General features: G+C 59.3%; 21 protein-coding genes. 6 read left to right on the forward strand and 15 right to left on the reverse strand.

The features are described from left to right. Positions 1 to 102: 102 nt before the first annotated feature. Complete coding sequence (locus HCU66_RS17025) at positions 103 to 2184, reverse strand: carboxy terminal-processing peptidase (RefSeq protein WP_205889574.1); 2082 nt, start codon at positions 2182 to 2184, stop codon at positions 103 to 105. A gap of 140 nt (positions 2185 to 2324) precedes the next feature. On the opposite strand from HCU66_RS17025, the gene HCU66_RS17030 reads away from it, so the two are divergent. Next, the gene (locus tag HCU66_RS17030; RefSeq protein ID WP_205889575.1) at positions 2325 to 3287 is read left to right on the forward strand and encodes a zinc-binding dehydrogenase; all 963 of its coding nucleotides are present in this window, start codon (positions 2325 to 2327) and stop codon (positions 3285 to 3287) included. Positions 3288 to 3416: 129 nt separating this feature from the next. On the opposite strand, the gene HCU66_RS17035 is transcribed toward HCU66_RS17030, so the two are convergent. From HCU66_RS17035 to HCU66_RS17060, 6 genes are all read right to left on the reverse strand, one after another. Then, a complete protein-coding gene (locus tag HCU66_RS17035; protein ID WP_205889576.1) occupies positions 3417 to 4070 on the reverse strand; it encodes an HAD family hydrolase in 654 nt (217 codons plus the stop codon). Between the two features lie 34 nt (positions 4071 to 4104). Next, complete coding sequence (locus tag HCU66_RS17040; protein WP_205889577.1) at positions 4105 to 5094, reverse strand: ABC transporter ATP-binding protein; 990 nt, start codon at positions 5092 to 5094, stop codon at positions 4105 to 4107. After that, positions 5091 to 5891 carry an ABC transporter permease gene (locus HCU66_RS17045; protein WP_205889578.1) on the reverse strand — a complete coding sequence of 267 codons (801 nt, stop codon included), beginning with the start codon at positions 5889 to 5891 and terminating at the stop codon, positions 5091 to 5093. The genes HCU66_RS17040 and HCU66_RS17045 overlap by 4 nt, the downstream gene beginning before the upstream one ends. Beyond that, entirely contained in the window at positions 5878 to 6714 is an 837-nt protein-coding gene (locus HCU66_RS17050; RefSeq protein WP_205889641.1) for an ABC transporter permease, read from the reverse strand. The genes HCU66_RS17045 and HCU66_RS17050 overlap by 14 nt, the downstream gene beginning before the upstream one ends. A 5-nt stretch (positions 6715 to 6719) precedes the next feature. Beyond that, a complete protein-coding gene (locus tag HCU66_RS17055) occupies positions 6720 to 7526 on the reverse strand; it encodes an alkaline phosphatase family protein (RefSeq protein WP_205889579.1) in 807 nt (268 codons plus the stop codon). Positions 7527 to 7694: 168 nt separating this feature from the next. Beyond that, complete coding sequence (locus HCU66_RS17060; protein ID WP_205889580.1) at positions 7695 to 8762, reverse strand: ABC transporter substrate-binding protein; 1068 nt, start codon at positions 8760 to 8762, stop codon at positions 7695 to 7697. Positions 8763 to 9113: 351 nt separating this feature from the next. Between HCU66_RS17060 and HCU66_RS17065 the strand changes: the two genes are divergently transcribed. Genes HCU66_RS17065 through HCU66_RS17075 form a run of 3 tightly spaced genes read left to right on the forward strand, consistent with a single transcriptional unit; the run spans position 9114 to position 12003 of the window. Next, on the forward strand, positions 9114 to 9827 hold the full coding sequence (locus HCU66_RS17065) for a UTRA domain-containing protein (protein WP_007940851.1): 714 nt from the start codon (positions 9114 to 9116) through the stop codon (positions 9825 to 9827). Positions 9828 to 9862: 35 nt separating this feature from the next. Further along, positions 9863 to 11755: an S-type pyocin domain-containing protein gene (locus HCU66_RS17070; RefSeq protein WP_205889581.1), complete on the forward strand. Its 1893-nt coding sequence runs from the start codon at positions 9863 to 9865 to the stop codon at positions 11753 to 11755. Next, on the forward strand, positions 11755 to 12003 hold the full coding sequence (locus tag HCU66_RS17075; protein WP_205889582.1) for a bacteriocin immunity protein: 249 nt from the start codon (positions 11755 to 11757) through the stop codon (positions 12001 to 12003). Before HCU66_RS17070 ends, HCU66_RS17075 begins: the two co-directional genes overlap by 1 nt. 35 nt (positions 12004 to 12038) lie before the next feature. Here HCU66_RS17075 and HCU66_RS17080 read toward each other — a convergent pair whose 3' ends face one another. The 7 genes from HCU66_RS17080 to minC all read right to left on the reverse strand — a co-directional run bounded on the left by HCU66_RS17080 (position 12039) and on the right by minC (position 17629). Continuing rightward, on the reverse strand, positions 12039 to 12215 hold the full coding sequence (locus HCU66_RS17080) for a hypothetical protein (protein WP_205889583.1): 177 nt from the start codon (positions 12213 to 12215) through the stop codon (positions 12039 to 12041). Positions 12216 to 12318: 103 nt separating this feature from the next. Further along, positions 12319 to 13608, reverse strand: a complete 1290-nt coding sequence (locus tag HCU66_RS17085) for a M18 family aminopeptidase (RefSeq protein ID WP_205889584.1) — start codon at positions 13606 to 13608, stop codon at positions 12319 to 12321. A gap of 76 nt (positions 13609 to 13684) precedes the next feature. Next, complete coding sequence (locus HCU66_RS17090; RefSeq protein ID WP_205889585.1) at positions 13685 to 14791, reverse strand: hypothetical protein; 1107 nt, start codon at positions 14789 to 14791, stop codon at positions 13685 to 13687. A gap of 15 nt (positions 14792 to 14806) precedes the next feature. Next, positions 14807 to 15442 (reverse strand): RluA family pseudouridine synthase, encoded by a 636-nt coding sequence (locus HCU66_RS17095; protein WP_205889586.1) that lies wholly within the window; start codon positions 15440 to 15442, stop codon positions 14807 to 14809. Positions 15443 to 15623: 181 nt separating this feature from the next. Beyond that, entirely contained in the window at positions 15624 to 15878 is a 255-nt protein-coding gene (gene minE, locus HCU66_RS17100; protein ID WP_007940845.1) for a cell division topological specificity factor MinE, read from the reverse strand. Further along, positions 15878 to 16690, reverse strand: coding sequence for a septum site-determining protein MinD (gene minD, locus HCU66_RS17105; protein ID WP_007940844.1), 813 nt, complete (start codon positions 16688 to 16690; stop codon positions 15878 to 15880). Before minD ends, minE begins: the two co-directional genes overlap by 1 nt. A 201-nt stretch (positions 16691 to 16891) precedes the next feature. Beyond that, on the reverse strand, positions 16892 to 17629 hold the full coding sequence (gene minC, locus HCU66_RS17110; protein WP_205889587.1) for a septum site-determining protein MinC: 738 nt from the start codon (positions 17627 to 17629) through the stop codon (positions 16892 to 16894). Positions 17630 to 17747: 118 nt separating this feature from the next. Here minC and HCU66_RS17115 point away from each other — a divergent pair, with 118 nt between their 5' ends. Together HCU66_RS17115 and HCU66_RS17120 are read left to right on the forward strand one after the other, a co-directional pair. Beyond that, positions 17748 to 18680 carry a lipid A biosynthesis lauroyl acyltransferase gene (locus HCU66_RS17115; protein WP_205889588.1) on the forward strand — a complete coding sequence of 311 codons (933 nt, stop codon included), beginning with the start codon at positions 17748 to 17750 and terminating at the stop codon, positions 18678 to 18680. Between the two features lie 35 nt (positions 18681 to 18715). Next, positions 18716 to 19870, forward strand: coding sequence for a patatin-like phospholipase family protein (locus HCU66_RS17120; RefSeq protein ID WP_205889589.1), 1155 nt, complete (start codon positions 18716 to 18718; stop codon positions 19868 to 19870). A gap of 87 nt (positions 19871 to 19957) precedes the next feature. On the opposite strand, the gene HCU66_RS17125 is transcribed toward HCU66_RS17120, so the two are convergent. Then, entirely contained in the window at positions 19958 to 20743 is a 786-nt protein-coding gene (locus HCU66_RS17125; protein WP_205889590.1) for an outer membrane protein OmpK, read from the reverse strand. Between the last annotated feature and the right edge of the window lie 36 nt (positions 20744 to 20779).

Genomic DNA, 20779 nt, shown 5'->3' on the forward strand with positions numbered 1-20779 from the left:
GCGCAAAGCTCCCAGTCCTTTATTTCACGACAGAATGATGTCTGTTTGATGACGCTCCGGGGAGCGTCAGCATTAAATTGCCATCATTTTGGTTGTAAGCACTTAGTGCTTGGCCACCGCGGTGTTGAGTTTCAAGTAATCCAGCAGAATCCGCCCGGTCTCGCTCAGGTAGGCATCGTCTTCTGGCTTGGTCTTGTCCGGCTCGGCCGCGAGGGCATCTTCGTCTTCTTTCTTCAGCTCTTTGAGCGGTTCTTCGCCCTTGGCCTTGCGACGGATGTTTTCCATAGCCAGTTGCTTGGCTTCGATATCGGCGTGTTGTGCACGACGGTCGGCTTCATTGAGGCTGACGGTTTTTTCGCTCATCAGCTTCTGCGCCAGGGCCAGCTTGTCGCGGATGAACACGAACTCCGCGTCCTTGGTCGTGCGCACGTCATGCTCGGACTTGAGCTGCGTGAGGTACGGTTTGAACGGGTCGAGCGCAGGCTTGATGGCAGGACGGATGGTGTCCCACGGCATGGCTTCGGGCAGGGCGCTTTCGCCGATTTCCTTGGTGTCGATGAGCGACGGGTAATCGATGTCTGGCAGCACGCCCTGATGCTGGGTGCTCTGACCGGACACCCGGTAGAACTTGGCCAGGGTCAGTTTCAGTTCGCCATGGTTGAGCGGCTGAATGGTCTGCACGGTGCCTTTGCCGAAGGTCTGGCCGCCGATGATCAATGCGCGGTGGTAGTCCTGCATGGCTCCGGCGAAGATCTCCGACGCCGAGGCGGACAAGCGGTTGACCAGTAACACCATCGGGCCTTTGTAGAACGCCCCCGGGTTTTCATCTTCCAGGACATCGACCCGGCCGTCGGCGTTACGCACTAGTACGGTCGGACCTTTGTCGATGAACAGGCTGGTCAGCTCGGTGGCTTCCTGTAAGGAGCCGCCGCCGTTGTTGCGCAGGTCGATGACCACGCCGTCGACCTTGTCTTTCTGCAGTTCGGTCAGCAGCTTCTTGACGTCACGGGTGGTGCTCTTGTAGTCCGGATCGCCGGCACGGAAGGCCTTGAAGTCCAGGTAGAAGGCCGGGATCTCGATGACGCCGAGCTTGTAGTCCTTGCCATCCTGCTTGAGGTTGAGGACCGACTTCTTCACCGCCTGATCTTCAAGCTTCACCGCTTCGCGGGTGATCGGCACGATCTTGCTGGTCTGGTCGTTCGGCGCATTGCTGGCCGGGATCACTTCCAGGCGCACCACGGTGCCTTTGGGTCCACGAATCAGTTTGACCACTTCGTCCAGGCGCCAGCCGACCACGTCGACCATCTCTTTATTGCCTTGGGCCACGCCGATGATCTTGTCGGCCGGAGCCACCTGCTTGGTCTTGTCGGCCGGGCCGGCAGGCACCAGGCGCACGACTTTCACTTGATCGTTATCGCTCTGCAACACGGCGCCGATGCCCTCCAGGGACAGGCTCATGTTGATGTCGAAGTTCTCCGCGTTATCCGGCGACAGATAGTTGGTGTGCGGGTCGTAGGACATGGCGAAGGTGTTGATGTACGCCTGGAAGATGTCTTCCGCGCGGGTCTGGTCCAGACGCGCCAGTTGATTCTTGTAACGCTTGGTCAGGGTTTCCTGAATCTGCTTCGGCTCTTTGCCGGAGATCTTCATCCGCAGCACTTCGTCCTTGACGCGTTTGCGCCACAGGTCGTCCAGCTCGGCGGTGGTCTTGAGCCAAGGGGCATCCTTGCGGTCGACCAGCAAGGTTTCCTTGGCGGTGAAGTCGATCTTGTCGACGCCCTTGTTCAGCTCGGCCAGGGCAAAGTCCAGACGCGCCTTGACGCGGTCCAGATAGCGTTTGTAAATGGTGAACCCGGCGTTCAGGTCGCCGCTTTTGAGGAAGTCGTCAAACTGGGTTTTCCATTTGTCGAATTCGGCAATGTCACTGGCCATGAAGTAGCTGCGCGATGGATCCAGCAGCTTGAGGTAGCTGTCGTAGATGATCACGGAGCGCGCATCGTCGAGCGGCGGCTTGCTGTAGTGGTGACGCTTGAGCAATTCGACGACGTTCAGACTGGCAATGACTTCGTCGCGATCGGGCTGAAGCTTGTCCCAGCTGTTGGCTGCGAACGAATTGCTCGACATCGGCAAAAGACCGAGACCAATGACAAGAGCGAGGGCGGTGCTGGGGAAAAAATGCTTCATGCTGATTCGACGCGGGGACAATTGATCACGCATATTAGGCCGTCTTTGAAGTCGCCGGTTCCCACAAGGGCCGGTCGCATAATGCAAGAAAGCCCGGCGCTACAGCTTCGGGCTCAGTCCAGACTCACTATGGAGGCACTGTGAAAGCATTGCAAGGCGTTGAGGGGCGAGTGGAGTGGGTTGAAGAGCCGAGTCCTACATGCGATGTAGGACAAGTTCGTATCCGAGTGGCGGCAGCGGGACTCAATCGAGCTGATTTGTTACAGAAAGCAGGCCTGTATCCGCCACCGCCGGGAGCCAGTCAAGCACTGGGTCTTGAGTGTTCGGGGGTGATCAGCGAGGTCGGCCCGGGCTCGTCCTGGCAGGTCGGCGATCGGGTTTGCGCCTTGCTGGCCGGGGGTGGGATGGCCGAAGAGGTAGTTGTCGACGGACGGCATGTGTTGCCGGTTCCCGAAGGTTTGTCCCTGGCCGAGGCGGCGGCATTGCCGGAAGTGTATGCGACCGTTTGGCTGAATTTGTTTCAACTTGCTGCGCTCAAACCGGGTGAGAAAGTTCTCCTGCACGCCGGAGCAAGTGGAATCGGTTCAGCTGCCATTCAGCTGTGCAAGGCGTTTGGCAACCCGTGCTGGGTCAGCGTCGGTTCCGAGGAGCGTCTGGCCTACTGTGAAGCACTGGGCGCCCAGGGTGGCGTGGTGCGCAACAAGGATCTGGACAGGTTGAGCGATCTGGGCCCGTTCGACGTGATCCTCGATCCGGTGGGTGGCAACTACGCAGCATTGAACCTCAAGCTGCTGGCCCGCGATGGGCGTTGGGTGCTGATCGGTTTGATGGGCGGTCGCGAGGCGCAGCTGGATCTGGCGCAGGTGCTGGCCAAGCGTGTACAACTGCTGGGGTCGACCTTGCGCAATCGCGATGAGCAGTTCAAGGCCGATTTGTTCAGCGATCTTGGCCAGCACGTCTGGCCGCTGTTTGCCGAAGGGCGGTTGAGCCCGCAACTGGCCAGGACATTTGCGATCAGGGATGCCGAAGCGGCGTTTGCGGAGCTGGCGACCAATAAGGTGTCGGGCAAACTGGTGCTGGTGATTGACGAAAGCCTGGTTTAGCGATGATCGTTCCCACGCTCTGCGTGGGAACACCTCAATGGACGCTCTGCGTCCGCTTCTGGGACGCGGAGCGTCCCGGGCTGCATTCCCACGCGGAGCATGGGAACGATCAAGATCGCAGCCTCGCTTTTACTTCCAGATATGGATCGGCCAGCCGGCCTTTTCGGCATGCTCAAGCAACACCGGATCCGGATTCACCACGTGTGGGAAATCCACCTTCAGCAATAACGGCAAATCGTTGCGTGAGTCGGAATAGAAACTCGCGCCCTCCAGATTTTCCTCTTCGGCGTCCAGCCATTCCAGCAGTCGGGTGATCTTGCCTTCGCGGTAGGTCAGGGTGCCGACGGTGTGGCCGCTGTACACCCCATGCGCCACTTCCAGTTCGATGCCGAGAATCTCGTCGATGCCCAGACGGTCGGCAATCGGCTTGACCAGATGCGTGCCCGAGGCCGAGATCACCAGGATCCGGTCGCCGGCCTTGCGGTGGGCGGCGATGGCTTTGGTGGCGTCGCTGAAGATGATGGGCTCGATGAAGTCTTCCACCCAGGGCGCCACCAAGTGCTCGAGCTCTTGCGGCGTGCGACCGATCAGCGGCTCCAGGCTGAAGGCCATGTAGTCTTCCATGGCCAGGTGGCCCCTGCCGTAGGCATCCATCAATTCCTTGTCGCGACGCATGAAAGATTCGCCATCGACCCAGCCGAGGCGGGCCATCTGTTCGCTCCACAGCGAAGCGCAGTCGCCGTGGATCAGGGTTTCGTCCAGATCAAAAATTGCCAGGGCCATCAGTGCGGTTCTCTCTTCAACATCAGCAAGGTCATCAGGCTACCTCACACAGGGCTGTCGGATCGATGGAAAGTGCCAGGCGCTGACCATCGGGATGCAGGTCGGCCGCCGAGCGGTTCAGCACATCCACCACCAGTTCTACACCCCGGGCTTCGACCCGGTAGCGAATCACGTTACCCAACAGGCTGTGGCTGCGGATCTGCGCGTCGAGCTCGCCATTGAGGCTCAGTTCGATGGCTTCCGGGCGAATCGCGATGCGATGGGTGATCGGCCGTTGCAGCAGTTTACTGGCGCTGTCGGCGTCCAGCAGGTTGTAGTTGCCGATGAAGCCTGCGGCAAACACATCGACGGGCGCGGTGTAGAGGGTTTCGGCATCGCCACTCTGTACGATCTTTCCCTGATTCATCAGGAAAATTCGGTCAGACATGGTCAGGGCTTCTTCCTGATCGTGCGTGACGAAGATCGTGGTCAGGCCCAGTTCGCGCTGAATCTGACGGATCTGTTCGCGCAGATGTTTGCGAATCCGCGCATCCAGCGCCGACAGCGGCTCATCCAGCAACAACAGCCGAGGCCGGGTTACCAATGAGCGAGCCAGGGCCACACGCTGGCACTGGCCGCCGGACAGTTGATGCGGGTATCGGGTGGCGAAGTCAGTGAGCTCCACCAGTCTCAGCACTTCGGCGACGCGTTTTTGGCTGTCGTCGGCGTTGACCTTCTGCATGCGCAAACCGAAGGCGACGTTCTGCTCCACAGTCATGTTGGGGAACAGCGCGTAACTCTGGAACACCATGCCGATCCCGCGTTTCTGCGGGCTCAGCGGGACGAGGTCGTGCCCCTCCAGCAGAATCTGGCCGCCGTCCACCGAGGTCAGCCCGGCGATGCAGCGCAGCAGAGTGGACTTGCCGCAACCGGACGGGCCGAGCAGGGTGACGAATTCGCCTTTCTGGATTTCACAGTTGATGTCGCTGAAGACGGTGGTGCCTGAATAATTTTTTTGAAGATGTTGGACGCTGACATAGCTCATTCGCTTTTGTCCTTGTTCAAGATATTGGCCGCCCAGGTCAGAACCAGCACAAAGAAGAAGTAGGAGATCACCACCGCGCTGGTGAAGTGACCGCTGCTGTTACGCATGTTGTTGAGGTAGACCTGCAGGGTTTCGTAGCGGGTGCCGACGAGGATGTTGGCGAACACGAACTCACCGAACAGGAACGAGAACGACAGCAGCAACGCCACCATCAGGCCCTTGCGCAGGTTCGGCAGCACTACCAGGAAGGCTGCTTGCCAGGTGCTGGCGCCGAGCAGTTGCGCGGCGTCCATCAGGTCGCGCAGGTTGATCGCTTGCAGGTTGTTGGTGATCGCCCGGTACATGAACGGCAACGCCACGGTGAAGTAGCAACCGATCAGAATCCACGGCGTCCCGACCATGGCGAACGGCCCCGAGCCATAGAGCTGCAAAAGCCCCACCGAGGACACCACCGGCGGCACCGCGAAGGGCAGCAGGATCAGGATGTTCATCAGCGCGTCGAGTTTCGGGAAGTGGTAATGCACCACGAACAGCAGCGGCAGAATCAGCACCACCGACAGAATCAGCGCACCGATACAGACCAGCAACGACTGGCCGAACGCATCGAGAAAGCGCGGATCGCTCCACAGCTGGATGTACCACTTGAAGGTAAAGCCGCTGGGCATGACCGTCGCCGACCAACTGCTGGCGATCGAGTAGATCAATGTCCCGAGCAGCGGTAACAACAGAATGGTAAACAGCAGGTAAACCACGACCCGGTGGTAAACACCGACGGGGCCCTGTTCAGCGCGAGACATGGTAGCTCCTCTTCAACAGCAGCTGATGCACGATGGTCACCAGGGTCATCAACGCCACCAGCACCACGGCCAGGGCACTGGCCAGGTTCGGGTCCAGGGAAATGTCGCCGGAAACCATCGCCGCGATGCGGATCGGCAACACGTTGAAGTTGCCGGTGGTCAGGGCGTAGACCGTGGCGTAGGCGCCGAGGGCGTTGGCCAGCAGAATCACGAACGTGCCCAGCAGCGCCGGGGTCAGCACCGGAAGACCGATGTGCCGCCAGAACTGCCAGCCATTGGCGCCCAGCAGGGCGGCGGACTCACGCCAGTCTTCGCGCAGGGCATCGAAGGCCGGGTAGAGCAGCAGCACGCCGAGGGGAATCTGGAAGTAGGTGTAGAGAATGATCAGCCCGGTTTTCGAGTACAGGTTGAAATCCTGAATGATCCCGGCCTGTTTCAGCATGAGGGTGATGCTGCCGTTGAACCCCAGCAAAATGATGAACGCGAAGGCCAGGGGCACGCCGGCGAAGTTGCTGGTCATGTTGGCGAAAGCGTTGACGAAGTTGCGCAGTTTCGAGTCGACCCGGCGCAGGGAGTAGGCGCCGAGCACGGCGATGATGATGCCGAACACGCTGGACCAGAAACTGATCTCGAGGCTGTACTGGATCGCCTGCAAATAGAACTTCGAGTTGAAGATTTTGCTGAAGTTGGCCAGGCCCCAACCGAACTCTTCCGATTGCAGGCTGTTGATCATCACCCACAGCAGCGGGGCGATCTGAAACACGAAGAAGAAAATCGCGAAGGGCACCAGGCACAGAGCGGCCAGCCATTTACCGCGGGTCATGGCATTCACTTGAGCAGCTCCCGGCACACAGGTTTGTCATGGGGCACGCCCAGCAGTTCGCAGACGGTGCCGCACAGTTCGGTTTGTTTCGGTACGGCGCTGGCATTGAAGCTGAAGGCGTCGCCGAGAACGAACAGCGGCACTTCGCGTTCTTCGAGCAGCAAGCCGTTGTGCGAGCGGTCGTTGTTCATGCCGTGGTCGGCGGTCACCAGCACCTGGTATCCGGCGTCGAGCCAGCCTTGCAGGTAGTCGGCGAGGATGATGTCCGCCGAGCGAGCGCTGTTGCGGTACTGCGGTGTGTCAAGGCCGTGCTTGTGCCCGGCGTCGTCGATGTTCATGGGGTGGACCAGCAGGAAATTCGGCGCATGGCGCAGGCGCAGGTTTTCCGCGTCGGCGAACAGGTGCGAGTCCGGGTAGTGGTCGCTCCAGTAGAAGTGACCGTGCTGGATCGGCAGTTTCGGGTCGTCGGTGTGACGGTCCCGGGCAGCCACGAACGGCGAACGGTTATACAACTCGCTGACCCAGTGATAGGCCGCGGCGGCAGTTTTCAGGCCGGCGTCGGTGGCGTAATGGTAGATGCTGCGCTGGTTGGACAGGCGCGAGACGTTGTTGTGAACGATGCCGCTATCGATCGGCGCAACGCCGGTCAGGATGCATTCGTAAAGCGGTCGGGACAGGGCCGGCAGTTCGCATTCCAGTTTGTAGAGCGCCGCGCGTCCTGCGCCAACGTAAGCCTGCAGATGCCCCATGGCGTGGCGTGCGACTTCGTAATTGAGGCCGTCGAGCACGACAAGGATGACGTTGTGCTTCATAGGGGCTGGGACTCCGCGAAAACAGATGATTCAAGTACGCAACCAATCCCCTGTAGGAGCGGGCTTGCGCGCGAAAGCGGTATGTCAGGCAACATCAATGTTGACTGTGCCGACGCCTTCGCGGGCAAGCCCGCTCCTACAGTGGATCTCTATCAGATCCCCAATGCCTTACGGCATGTTGATGATGACTTCTTCCTGCCACTTCTGAGGCAGCGCCTTGGAGGTTTTTTCCCACGCATCCGCGTCTTTGATCGGCGTGACCTTTTTGTACTGCTCGTTAGGCAGTAGCTTGGCCTTGACCTCTTCCGGCAGAGTCAAATGCTCGGCGCGAATTGGACGGGCGTTGCCTTTCGCCAGGTTGATTTGGCCGGCATCGCTGAAGATGTATTCGCGGGCCAGCTTGGCGGCGTTCGGGTGCTTGGCGTATTTGTTGATGATGGTGGTGTAACCGGAAATCACCGAGCCGTCGGATGGAATCAGCACGGTGTAGTCATCCGGGTTCGCCATCTTGGCCTTGTAGCTCAGGCCGTTGAAGTCCCAGACCACGCCGACTTCGATTTCACCCTTTTCCATGGTGGCGATCGTCGGGTTGGCCATCGACAGGCGGCCTTGCTTGGCAATGTCGGCGAACAGCGCCAGGGCTGGCTGAATGTTTTTCTCGTCACCGCCATTGGCGAGGGCGGCGGCCAGTACACCGTTGGCCGCTTGGGCTGCGGTGCTCACGTCACCGATAGAGACTTTGTACTTGCCGGTCTTGAGGTCGGCCCATTTGGTTGGCGCTTCGGAACCGTGCAGCAGTTTTTTGTTGACGATGAACGCGATGGTGCCGGTGTAGGCCAGTGCCCAGTTACCGTCCTTGTCCTTGGCCCAAGCCGGAACCTGTTCCCAAGTGGTCGGCTTGTAAGGTTGCACCACGCCCTGCTTGACCGCGATCGGGCCGAAGGCGGCACCGACGTCGCCGATGTCGGCCGTGGCGTTGTCTTTCTCGGCGGCGAACTTGGCGATTTCCTGGGCCGAGCTCATGTCGGTGTCGATGTGTTTCAGGCCGTATTTCTTGGCCAGGTCTTCCCAGGTGCCTTTCCAGTTGGCCCAGTCATCGGGCATGCCGACGCTGTTGACTGCGCCTTCCGCTTTCGCAGCGGCTTCCAGGGCTTTTAAATCGGTATCCGCCGCCATGGCGGCAGTGCACAGGGCAATGGTCGAGCCTAACAGTGATGCCAGGAAAAACTGTTTCATCCGAAGCTCCTTTGGGCGTTTTCAACGCTGCGATTGCGGTTGTGTTGGTCTAGGTCAGCAATACCTGAGCCAATTTAGGTGCCTTCGATGACATTTTGATGTCGACGATCGGTCTGCCTGGAGGTGCTGCGCTCGGGTACGCGGTGTGCGAGATAAGCGTAGACCATGGCTAAGGGGCTGATATGAAAGGGACTTGGCCATGAAATTGCAGGTGTCTGGCGCAACCGTTCGGCGGCTTTGTCATCTGTCAGTCATCTGCAGTGCCTAGGCTTGCAGGCAGTTGATGGAACCCGGTTTCGATCGCGGTTCTGCCCTGAATCAGTGCTGGTCTAGTCCAGATAGGTAACGTTGATGCGCATCGAGACCACCAAAGCGGTGACAGCCATCGGGCAGGTCCTGCAAGAACAGCTCGACCACGGCCTGTTGGCGCCCGGGAGCAAGTTGCCGGCCGAGCGCAAGCTCAGTGAGTTGTTTGGTACCACGCGGATCACCGTGCGTGAGGCGTTATTGCAGCTGGAGGCCCAGGGCCAGATTTATCGCGAGGAGCGACGTGGCTGGTTCGTGTCGCCACCGCGGCTGGCATATAACCTGATGCAGCGCAGCCACTTTCACGCGATGGTCAGCGCTCAGGGGCGAGTGCCTTCCACCGAGGTGATTTCCGCGCGTTTGCAGCCGGCATCGGCGGCGGTATGTGCCTGGCTGCAGTTGCCGGCGCTGTCGAGCGTGATCCAGATCTGCCGCTCGCGACGGATTGACGGGCGATTGGTGCTGTACGTGGAGCACTATTTGAATCCGCAGTATTTCCCGGGGATTCTGGATTTCGATCTGAATCAGTCGATGACCGAACTGTATGCGCGGCATTACGACTTGCACTACGGGCGGGTGCGCTTCGAGATTGTGCCGACAGCATTGTCGGTGGACGCGGCGGCGGCTTTACGGGTGTCGGTGGGCAGCCCGGGATTGCGGATCGCCCGGGTCAACTACGATCAGCATCAGCGGCTGATCGATTGTGACCTGGAGTTTTGGCGACATGATGCGATTCATGTTGGGGTGGATGTGGTTTGAGGTTTTGATCTTCTCCAGGAATACCGCTGGAATAATTGTTCGAAAATAATTCCTGCCTATATAGATGTACCGCATCTGAAACTGCTGATCCTCATAGATTTGCCTATAGCGGGAAAGAGCTCTCCAATAATCTTGCGCACACACTCGAGGTTGAACTTGCGCAAGTTAGAGCGGCAGGTGATACGAGTGTTTTGCCTCCCTTGCAGGCCTTTGTACGTGAGTTGGGTGTCAGGGATGACTTGATCGCCAGAAAAGCCAGCGCACTGGCGTCCGCCAAGAGTACGGCCAGTCAAAGGTTCGGTCAGACACAGGTCGATACATTTTTAACGCGAGGGCGGTTGCCACAGATCAACCGCCGGGCCGGGGCCAGTGGCGTCTCGGTTCGCGAGGCTTACGCCGCATTGTTCAACGCCAAGTTGCTGGCTGAAGGCATCGCGCTGTTGAACACTCAATCCGTTACCGTGAAGGGCATCATTGCTACGTTACAGGCTCAAGAGGCCAATCGGTTAGCTCAGGAACAGGTACGGCTAGCGGCGGAGCATGCCCGGCAAGTCGCTCAAGAGCAGGCTCGTATCGCGCAGGAGCAAGCTCGTAGAGTGGCGGAAGAGTTGGCACGCATCGCCGCGGAAAACGAAGTCAGGCGACTGGCGCAAGAGCGAGCGCGCATGGCGGCCGAAGCGCAGGCAAAGGAAATGGCCGAGACGTTGGCTCGGCTTGAGGCAGAACAACTGGCGCGTCAAAGGGCTGAAGAACAGGCCCGGATCGAGGCGGCGGAGCAAGCACAACGCTTGGTGGATGCCGAGCTTCGACGCCTGGAGCTTGCCAGGGCCGCGAATACTTACCCGGTGCATGGCGCCACCGCTCACGCTCAGCCTGGATTCACGACTCCGAACGGCGCCATGGACATTGCCGAAGACGTGATGGCGGCATTGCGCGCTGCTATACGCTCTGCGATCGCCGCGTTATCCGGTCTGGCCGCAGGGACGGCAACGGGTTTCATGGTCGGCGTTGGCGCGCTGGTTTACTCACCTGAACTGGCCAATGGCGAATTGCCGAAAAGGTACATGTTCAGCTATCCCTTGGAGGACCTCAGGTCCGGTCCCTTGCCAGATCTCGATCATTTAGCGAAGAACGGCGGTTTGCTTGATGTACCGGTGCGTTTCAGTTCCAGGGCAACAGAGGGCGATCAATCGGAGTTACTTGTCGTTCCGGTCGATGGAGTAAGTCTTCCCGCCGGTGTGCGGGTCGTGGCGGCTGTCTACAACCCGCAGGAGAACATCTATAGCGTCACCCTCCCGGATGTTCCCCCCAGGACATTGGTATGGATGCCGCTGATTACTCCGGACAGCAGTTCGACTGCGCTGCCCGTCCAGGAGCCGAGTCCGCCGCGGTATGCAGGTGGCGTCATCATCCCCGTCGAAGGACGAATCGACAGTCATCCGGCTGTGGGTGAAGCCGGCTTCGACGATTACATTATTGTGTTTCCGGCGGATTCTGGCCTGCCCCCGCAGTACGTGATGTTCCGGGATCCCCGGGAGGATGCCGGGGTCGCCACGGGTGATGGAGAGCCGGTTGCAGGGAGATGGCTGGAAGCGGCTTCGCACGGTGATGGCGCGCCTATACCGGCGCAGATTGCAGAACAGTTGAGCGGTAGGCAGTTCAGGAATTTCAGGGCGTTCAGGGAGGCGTTTTGGAAGGCGGTTCCCAATGATATGGAGTTGGCGAAGTCGTTTGATCAGGGTAGCTTGAATGAAATGAATAAAGGACGAGCCCCGTTTGTAAGAGTGGCTGATCGTGCTGGGAAGAGAGTGAAGTTTGAGTTGCATCACAGCACTGCGCTAGCAAACGGTGGGGCTCTATATGATAACGATAATCTTCGCGTGCTAACTCCAAAGGGGCATGTGGAAATTCATAGGGGGATTAAGTAATGGTCAAGTTCATTAGTGATATGACTGAGGCAGAGTTCTTGGGCTTTGTACGGAGGATATATCAATCCGAGTATGCAACTGAGAAAGATCAAGTTGCAGCTGTTATGGAGTTTGAAAGATTGAGCGAGCATCCTGCTGGATCTGATTTGTTGTATTACCCGGGTCCAGGTAAAAGTGGGCCGGAAGCAGTTGTTTCAGAAATAAAGAATTGGCGCGCAGCTAACGGCAAACCCGGCTTCAAAGCATAACGCCACACAAACCAACGCGAATCAGACACGAGGATTTATGCGTTGAGTTTGGCGAGGATCTTGTAGATCACGGTGGCGAGGATCATCAGCATGCCGACCCACATCGCGAACACGCCGGCGTTCTTGTCGCGGAAGTTGAAGCCGATGGCCAGCATGATCATCCCGGAAAGAATCGGGACCAGCATGGCGTGAAACGAAGACATCGAGATCATGGTGCCAGCCTTGTCGGTGAAGGTACTTCCAGTCTAGGCGGCTTTCGGGCGAGCGGTGGTGCTGTATGGAGCTGCCGCAGCCTGCGGCAGCTCCATACAAGGGTTACGGCAATTCCCGGCAGGCGTAAAACGCGCTCAGCACTTTGACCAGGTGCGCCAGGTCATGGCTGCCGCACAGCTCGCGGATCGAGTGCATGGCGAACGTCGGCAGGCCGATGTCCACGGTGCGTACGCCCAAGTGGCTGGCGGTGATCGGGCCGATGGTCGAGCCGCAGCCCATGTCGCTGCGCACCACGAAGCTCTGCACCGGTACTTCTTCGGCCATGCACAAATGACGGAAGAATCCGGCGGTTTCGCTGTTGGTGGCGTAGCGCTGGTTGCTGTTGACCTTGATCACCGGGCCGGCGTTGAGTTTCGGGCCATGGTTGGCATCGTGCTTGTCGGCGTAGTTCGGGTGCACGCCGTGGGCGTTGTCGGCCGAGACCAGCAGGGATTTCTGAATGGTGCGTACGAATTCATCCCCTTCGGGCAACAGGCGACGCAGGGTTTGCTCTAGCATCGGACCGTCGGCGCCACAGGCCGAACAGGAACCGACTTCTTCGTGATCGTTGCAGACCAGCACGCAGGTTTCGTCGGTTTCAGCCGTCAGCAACGCTTGCAGGCCGGCGTAGCACGACAACAAGTTATCCAGGCGTGCGCCAGCGATGAAGTCGCCATGCAGGCCGATGACCGCGGCGCTTTGGGTGTCGTAGAAGCTCAGCTCGTAATCGAGCACTACATCGGCGTTCAGGCCATGTTCGCGGGCCAGTTGATCGGTGAGCACGGCGCGGAAGTCCACGCGTTCGTCACCGGCGAATTGCGCGAGGATTGGTGGCAGTTCGGTCTGGGCATTGATCGCCCAGCCCATGTTGGCTTCACGATTGAGGTGAATGGCCAGGTTCGGAATGATCGCGATCGGCGCCTTGAAGTCGATCAACTGGCTCTCGACCTTGCCATCACGGCGGAAGGTCACGCGCCCGGCCAGGGACAGATCACGGTCGAACCACGGCGCCAGCAGCGCACCGCCATAGACTTCGACACCCAGTTGCCAGAAGCCCTGGCGTTGCAGTTCCGGTTGGGGCTTGACCCGCAGGCACGGGCTGTCGGTGTGCGCGCCGACGAGGCGAATGCCGCCATGCAGGGGCGAATGACGGCCCATTTTGACCGCGACGATCGAAGAGTCGTTACGGGTGACGTAGTAACGACCATTGGCTTCGGTGGTCCACGGCTCTCGCTCGTCGAGGCGCACAAAACCGGCAGCCTCCAGGCGCTGGACAAGGCTGGCGGTGGCATGGAACGGGGTAGGGGAGGCCTTGAGGAAGTCGATCAGGCCTTGGTTCAACTCTTCGCGCATAAGAAGCTCCAGACAGCAATGGGCGGGAGTTTAACGTATTGGCCGGGGGCTTTGGGCCTGGTGTTTGCAGGTGACATCAGCGAGCCGCGGCTACCCGTTTTCTCAGGTACGTCATGATGATCAGCTCATCTTCAGGCTTTTCTGGCTTGGGCAATTGTTTGGGCCAGCCATTTTGATCGGTGCCCAGAAGTTGTTTCTGACGGGTATGGTTCCAGCGAAGAATCTCCCGTGAGGCGCATTCCCACCATTCGTGTCGGCATACCGTGTAGTACGGGTGATCGGGCGCCGCGCTGCCGTAAAGCAGATCGCGACCGACCTTTTTCAACGCGCCGCTCTGGTCGCGCAGCTTCCATTTTATTTTCAGTCGTTGCCAGGGCGACGGAAACGGCTTGACCCGCGGCACATCGCGGCACAGTTCCACCAGATCCCGGCTGAACTGCTCGCCATGCCGCGAGAAGAAATACGCCTGCATGGCATGAAAGAAGCGTTTTTCCGCGAAGTAGTGATAGATGTATTTTTTCGCTTCACCCACCGGTTTGTCGCGCATCGCGAACGACAGGGCGATTTGCTCGATGGTGTGAATGTCGAAACTCTCGCGGGTCCATTCGTCGATCAGCTGGATCGACGCTTCGAACAGGGGCGCGTCGCGGTCGGTCACGCCGCAGAGTCCGCTGTTGTACAGCTTGAAACCGTTATCGGCCGTGATGCCATGCGTGCGCAGGCATTCGCCGAGCTTCAGGTAGTCGGGGCGCTCATAGACGTCCCTCCAGTGGTACTCGAAGCGATCCATCAGGTAACGCCCGGGCTCGATCTGTTTGAAGATTCGATTCGGGTCGCTGGTGAACAGCGTGTCGGTATCGACGAACAGGGTTTTTTCCGCAAGCGCGAGGCCGGCGGCAATGGCGCAGGCTTTGCGGCGATGGTGATAGCCGTTTACGCCCTGCCACAGGGTCAACGTTTCCTGGCTCAGGAGTACGGTCTCAACTGGCCAGCCAGCGTAGTCCTGCGGGCGATCGGTGAGGATCCTGATGCACGGAAACTCGCCGTTCTTTACATGGGAAAGCGCAGTCAGAATGCTGAATTTGGCTTCCCGCCGATAAACGTCCTGATTGCCGTAGACCAGATAAAGCAGTTGATTTCGGGTTTTCTTGACGGGCGTTACCAAGGAGTCAGTACTACTCATCCTGTTCAGTCCTCGTTAAAACGGTGCCGGGCACTCGAAGCGCAAGCGGTCGCCGGTCTGAGGGTGGGTAAAGCTCAGCATACTTGCGTGCAGGCATAGGCGTGGCCAGGCGGCCAGAGCTTGCGGGTGGGCGTAAAGCCCGTCACCCAACAGCGGGTGGCCGATGGAGAGCATGTGCACGCGCAACTGGTGAGAGCGGCCGGTGATCGGTGTCAGCTCGATGCGGCACCAGTCGCCACAACGCTCCAACACACGCCAGAAGGTCAGGGCGTGCTTGCCGAATTCATGGTCCACCACATGCCGTGGTTTGGTCGGCGGATCGTAGCGCAGCGGCAGGTCGATGCTGCCACTGTCCAGTTCCGGTTGTCCCCAGCACAGGGCGGTGTAGGCCTTTTCGGTTTCGCGGTCGTGAAATTGCCGAGACAGCTCGCGATGAGTGTCCGGGTCACGGGCCAGTAGAATGATGCCGGAGGTTTCCCAGTCCAGCCGATGGACAATTCGTGCTTCCGGGTAGCCGTTTTCTTGCAGGCGCGTAATCAGGCAGTCCTTGTTGTCGTCGGCCCGGCCAGGGACGGAGAGCAACAGGGTCGGTTTGTCCACCACCAGTACGGCGGCGTCCTGATGGATGATGCGGATGTTGGACAACGGCATTAAAACAGCCTCGTAACAAACGCCAACGGCGACTCAGGCTCCCGCCCCCTGTAGGAGCGAGCTTGCTCGCGAAGCAGACAACTCGGTCTATCCCATAAACCGAGGTGATGCTTTCGCGAGCAAGCTCGCTCCCACGGGATTGCTGCAGAGCCTGAGCCGCCGTGGCTCCCGCCGGATCGACTCAGCGATCTGGCAGGGTGATATTGAGTTCCAGAATCGAGCAGCTGCCCTGGTTTTCCAGAGCGACGTGCACGTCATCGGACCCGATATTGACGTACTTGCGGATCACCTCCACCAGCTCCTTCTGTAAGGCTGGCAGGTAGTCCGGCGTACTGCGCTGGCCGCGTTCATGCGCCACGATGATCTGTAGACGCTCTTTCGCTACCGAGGCGGTACTGGGCTTTTTGTTGGCACGAAAGAAGTCAAAAAGGTTCATTACCTACCTCCAAAAAGTCGCTCGAAGAATCCCTTCTTCTCGACATCGAGGAAACGATGGTCCACGGTTTTGCCCAGCAGACGATCGACGGCATCGCTGTACGCCTGACCGGCGTCGCTCTGGTCGTCGAGAATCACCGGCACGCCCTGGTTGGAGGCCTTGAGTACGGCTTGCGATTCCGGGATCACGCCTAGCAGGGTCACCGCGAGGATTTCCTTGACGTCTTCGACGCCGAGCATTTCGCCGTTGACGACGCGCGTAGGGTTGTAGCGGGTCAGCAACAGGTGTTCCTTGATCGGGTCTTCGCCGTTTTCGGCGCGACGGGACTTGCTGGCCAGCAGGCCCAGCATGCGGTCCGAGTCACGGACGGAGGAGACTTCCGGGTTGGTCACCACGATGGCTTCGTCGGCGAAGTACATGGCCAGGTGAGCGCCTTTCTCGATACCGGCCGGGGAGTCGCAGACCACGAATTCGAAGTCTTCTTTCAACTGCATCAGGACCTTTTCGACGCCTTCCTGGGTCAGCGCGTCTTTATCGCGAGTCTGACTGGCGGCCAGGACGTAGAGGTTTTCCAGACGCTTGTCTTTGATCAGGGCCTGTTGCAGGTTGGCTTCGCCGTTCACCACGTTGACGAAGTCATACACCACGCGGCGCTCGCAACCCATGATCAGGTCGAGGTTACGCAAACCGACGTCGAAGTCGACGATCACTGTTTTGTGGCCACGCAGAGCGAGGCCGGTACCGATAGCGGCGCTGGTGGTGGTCTTACCCACACCACCCTTGCCGGATGTAACCACGAGAATCTTGGCCAAGGTGTTTTACCCCTAAGGAAAAAGGACGTTTAGCCCCTGAAAAACATCTCTTGAAAAACTACTGCAGTCGGACAGCCTTGGCTGGAATCCGGTTCTGAGCGGTACTTACCCCCGGTAAACACTGCTTTTAGCCTTTTTCCTACTTCGTTTGAGCCGTTTTCGCTATGTTTTAGAGATGCTTGGAAAATGCGGCAGTATCCGTTAAAGCCGAATGATGTTCAACACGTCACCCGACAGGCTGACTTGTACGCCCGCGCCCCACAATGGATCGCGTCGCAGATCCTCGGAAACCTTGTAGTGGCCGGCGATGGAGACCAGTTCAGCGGTCATTTGCTGACAGAAAATCCTGGCTTTCGTGTCACCTTTGACGCCGGCCAGGACACGACCGCGCATCGGGCCGTATACATGGATGTTCCCGTCGGCGAGAAGTTCCGCCCCCGGGCTGACCGATGAAATCACCACCAGATCGCTACCCTGGGCATAAATCTGCTGGCCACCACGTACTGGCGAGGTGATGATTTTCGTCGGTTTGAGGGTCGGCTCCGGTGGTTTTTCCGGTTTTTTCGCTACAACGCCTTCGAGCGGGTCGAGCGGACGCTCCCGCGCGCCGGACGGCGGCAGCACCGGCAGGTCGACCGCGATGGCGGCAGCGATGTCTTCGATGCGGCTGGCGCGGATCGCCAGGGTGCGTAGGCCATGCTGGCGGCAAATGCGCATCAACCCCGGCAGATCGACCGAGCCTTCGCTGGCCGGGAGTTTGTCCAGTGCCAGTACCAGCGGCGCGTTGCTGAAGAAGTTAGGCGCCTGGGCGACTTTGGCGGCCAGTTGCCGATCAAGGTTCTCAAGGTCGTTACGGGCCAGTTCCAGCACCGTAATGGCGAGCATGCTGCCCTTCAACTGGAACACGGGATCTTGGTCTAGCGGTTCGGTTTGGCTCATGGTCGGCATACAACGGCTTGTCACTAAAAGTGCCGAGACTTATAACGAGAACGCCCGCAGGCCGCAAGCCGGGTCGAACGATGTAGAATGCGCGGCCATTGTCTTTTCGGAACCTTTAATGGAACGCCCGCGTTTTCGAACAGCATTTCTTTCTCCGCGTTTCTGGCCGCTGTGGTGTGGCCTGGGGCTGTTGTGGCTGATTGTGCAGTTGCCGTATCCGGCGTTGCTGGCGATCGGTCGCGCCTTGGGTGCATTGATGTACCGGGTGGCTGGCGACCGACGGCGCATTGCCAAGCGCAATCTTGAGCTGTGTTTCCCTGAAAAGTCCGCTGCCGAGCGCAAGCGCCTGCTCAAGGAAAACTTCGCATCCACTGGCATCGCCTTCTTCGAGATGGCCATGAGCTGGTGGTGGTCGCGCAAGCGTCTGGCGAAACTGGCCCATGTCGAAGGCCTTGAGCACTTGAAGCAGGCCCAGGCGCAGGGCAAGGGCGTGATTCTGATGGCCGTGCACTTCACCACGCTGGAGATCGGTGCGGCATTGCTCGGTCAGCAGCACACCATCGATGGCATGTACCGCGAACACAAGAATCCACTGTTCGACTACATCCAGCGTCGTGGCCGCGAGCGGCACAACCTCGACTCGCTGGCGGTGGAGCGCGACGACGTGCGCGGCATGCTCAAACTGCTGCGGGCGGGGCGAGCGATCTGGTACGCACCGGATCAGGACTACGGCGCCAAGCAAAGTATCTTCGTGCCGCTGTTCGGGATTCAGGCGGCGACCGTCACCGCCACCAGCAAGTTCGCCCGGCTGGGCAAGGCGCTGGTGGTGCCGTTCACCCAGCAGCGCCTGGCTGACGGCAGCGGTTATCGGCTGGTGATTCATGCGCCGCTCGAGGGCTTTCCCGGCGAGACGGAAGAAGCTGACTGCATTCGGATCAACCAGTGGGTCGAAAGTGCGTTGCGCGAATGTCCGCAGCAATACCTCTGGGCGCATCGCCGCTTCAAGAGCCGTCCACCGGGCGAGCCGAAACTGTACGCCAAGCGCGGTTGAGTCACCGGTCCCTTTAAGCACCATGGAGTGTTGCGATGCGTTCTGCTGAACCGGTTACAGGGTTGATTCTTTCCGGTGGTGGGGCTCGGGCGGCCTATCAGGTGGGCGTGCTGGCGGCGATTGCCGAGTTGCTGCCGGTGGGGGCGGCGAATCCGTTTCCGGTGATCGTCGGCACCTCGGCCGGCGCGATCAACGCGGTCAGCCTGGCCAGTGGGGCGATGGATTTTCGTGGCGCGATCGAGCGTCTGACAGCCTTCTGGCAAGGTTTTCGCAGCCATCTGGTGTTGCGTAGCGACTGGCCGGGGGTGATTCATCAGGCCACCCGTTTTGTCAGTCACAACCTGATGGGCATTGGCGCGCCGGTGCCAGTGGCCCTGCTCAACAGCTCGCCACTGCGCCGTTTGCTCAATCACAAACTGCACATGCCCGGGATTGCCGAAGCGATTGCGCAAAAGCAATTGCAGGCCGTAGCCGTTACGGCGTTCGGCTATGAGTCCGGTCAGGCCGTCACGTTTTATCAGGGCGGCGGCACTATCGAGTCCTGGTTGCGCCATCGGCGAATCGGCGTGCCGACCCAATTGAGCGTCGAGCATCTGCTTGCCAGTTCGGCGATTCCGTTGCTGTTCGCGCCGGTAAAAATCGGCGAAGAATATTTTGGCGATGGCGCCGTGCGTCAGTCGGCACCGATCAGCCCGGCCCTGCACCTGGGCGCCAGCCGCGTGCTGGTGGTGGGCGTCAGTGGCAACCCGCGCGGGGTCGATCCGCAACAGCCGCTGCAACGGGCCTATACCGGTCAGCAGCCGACCCTGGCGCAAATCGGTGGGCACATGCTCAACAGTACGTTCATTGACAGCCTGGAAAGTGACATCGAGTTGTTGCAGCGTCTGAACCAGTTCAGCCATCTGCTGCCCGATGGCATCTCGAGTCGTGCATTGGGGGCGGCGCCGGTGGAGGTGCTGGTGATTTCGCCGAGTCAGCCGATCGATGAGATTGCGGCGCGGCATCGCCAGGAACTGCCGGCAGCCTTGCGCCTGTTTTTACGCGGCCCGGGAGCGACCAAGACCAGCGGGGCGGGGGTGCTGAGTTATCTGCTGTTTGAGGCAGGGTATTGCGGCGAATTGATCGATCTGGGGCGGCGCGATGCGTTGGCCAAGCGGGATGAGCTGTGCCGGTTTCTGGGGTTGTCATAAAGCAAAAGATCGCAGCCTGCGGCAGCTCCTACCCCGGATGCGCACGTCCGTAGGCGCTGGCGAAGCCTGCGATCTTTTGACTTTAAATCAGAAGTGGAACTTCACCAGGAAGCTCGTGTTGCTCTGATCGGTCTTGAAGTACTGGCTGTCCTTGATCCCGTACTTGTCGGACCAGTAGTCGTACTCGACACCCACATACAATTGCTTCTCGCCAATGCTCAACGCTTTACCCAGGTCATATTTGATCTGCGGGTTGAAGTGCAGGTTGGCGTGGTAGGTGCCTTTGCTGTTCTGGTCGTTGTCGACCACCCAGTCCATGAAACCATCGATCAGGATGTTCGAATCGCCCACGGGAATGGTGTAGGACCAGACCGGGGTAATCTGCCAGACGTTGTCACCCGGACGGCTGCCTTCGGTGTGACGCTGGTAGAAGTTCAGCTGGAAGTAGTCGAAGCCAGGAATCGCCAGGTCGAAGCCCGGACCGATCAGGTAGGACTCGGTATCGCCCTCACCGAACTCGTACGTCATGGCCAGCAATACGTCTTTGATCGGGCCGAATTCGATCTTCTGGTCGAGTACCTTGCCCAGTGAAATCCGTGGCTGGAACTCCCCGTAGTAAGTATTCGGGCCGGCGTTAAAGTCTTTTTCGCCGTTGTAGAAGATCTTGTCGAGGAAGAAGAAATTGTCCCCGTACTTCCAGGCATCGGCGTGCTCGAAGGTGACGGTTTGCTGAATGCGCGGGTTGACCTGGAAGTCCTTGCCATAGAGGTAGGTCAGGCTGTTGTTCTGCCATTGCAGCAAGTCGCCGGCCATAGCTTGGCCCCCGGCCAGCAAGGATCCCGCGAGCATCAGGCTGGTGCACGTACGTTTCATTCGGTTGCTCCCAAAAAGTAGGTGGTTCCACGTTAT

Origin of the sequence: Pseudomonas frederiksbergensis (assembly GCF_017114915.1) — a bacterium.
GTDB classification, from domain to species: Bacteria; Pseudomonadota; Gammaproteobacteria; order Pseudomonadales; family Pseudomonadaceae; genus Aquipseudomonas; species Aquipseudomonas frederiksbergensis_I.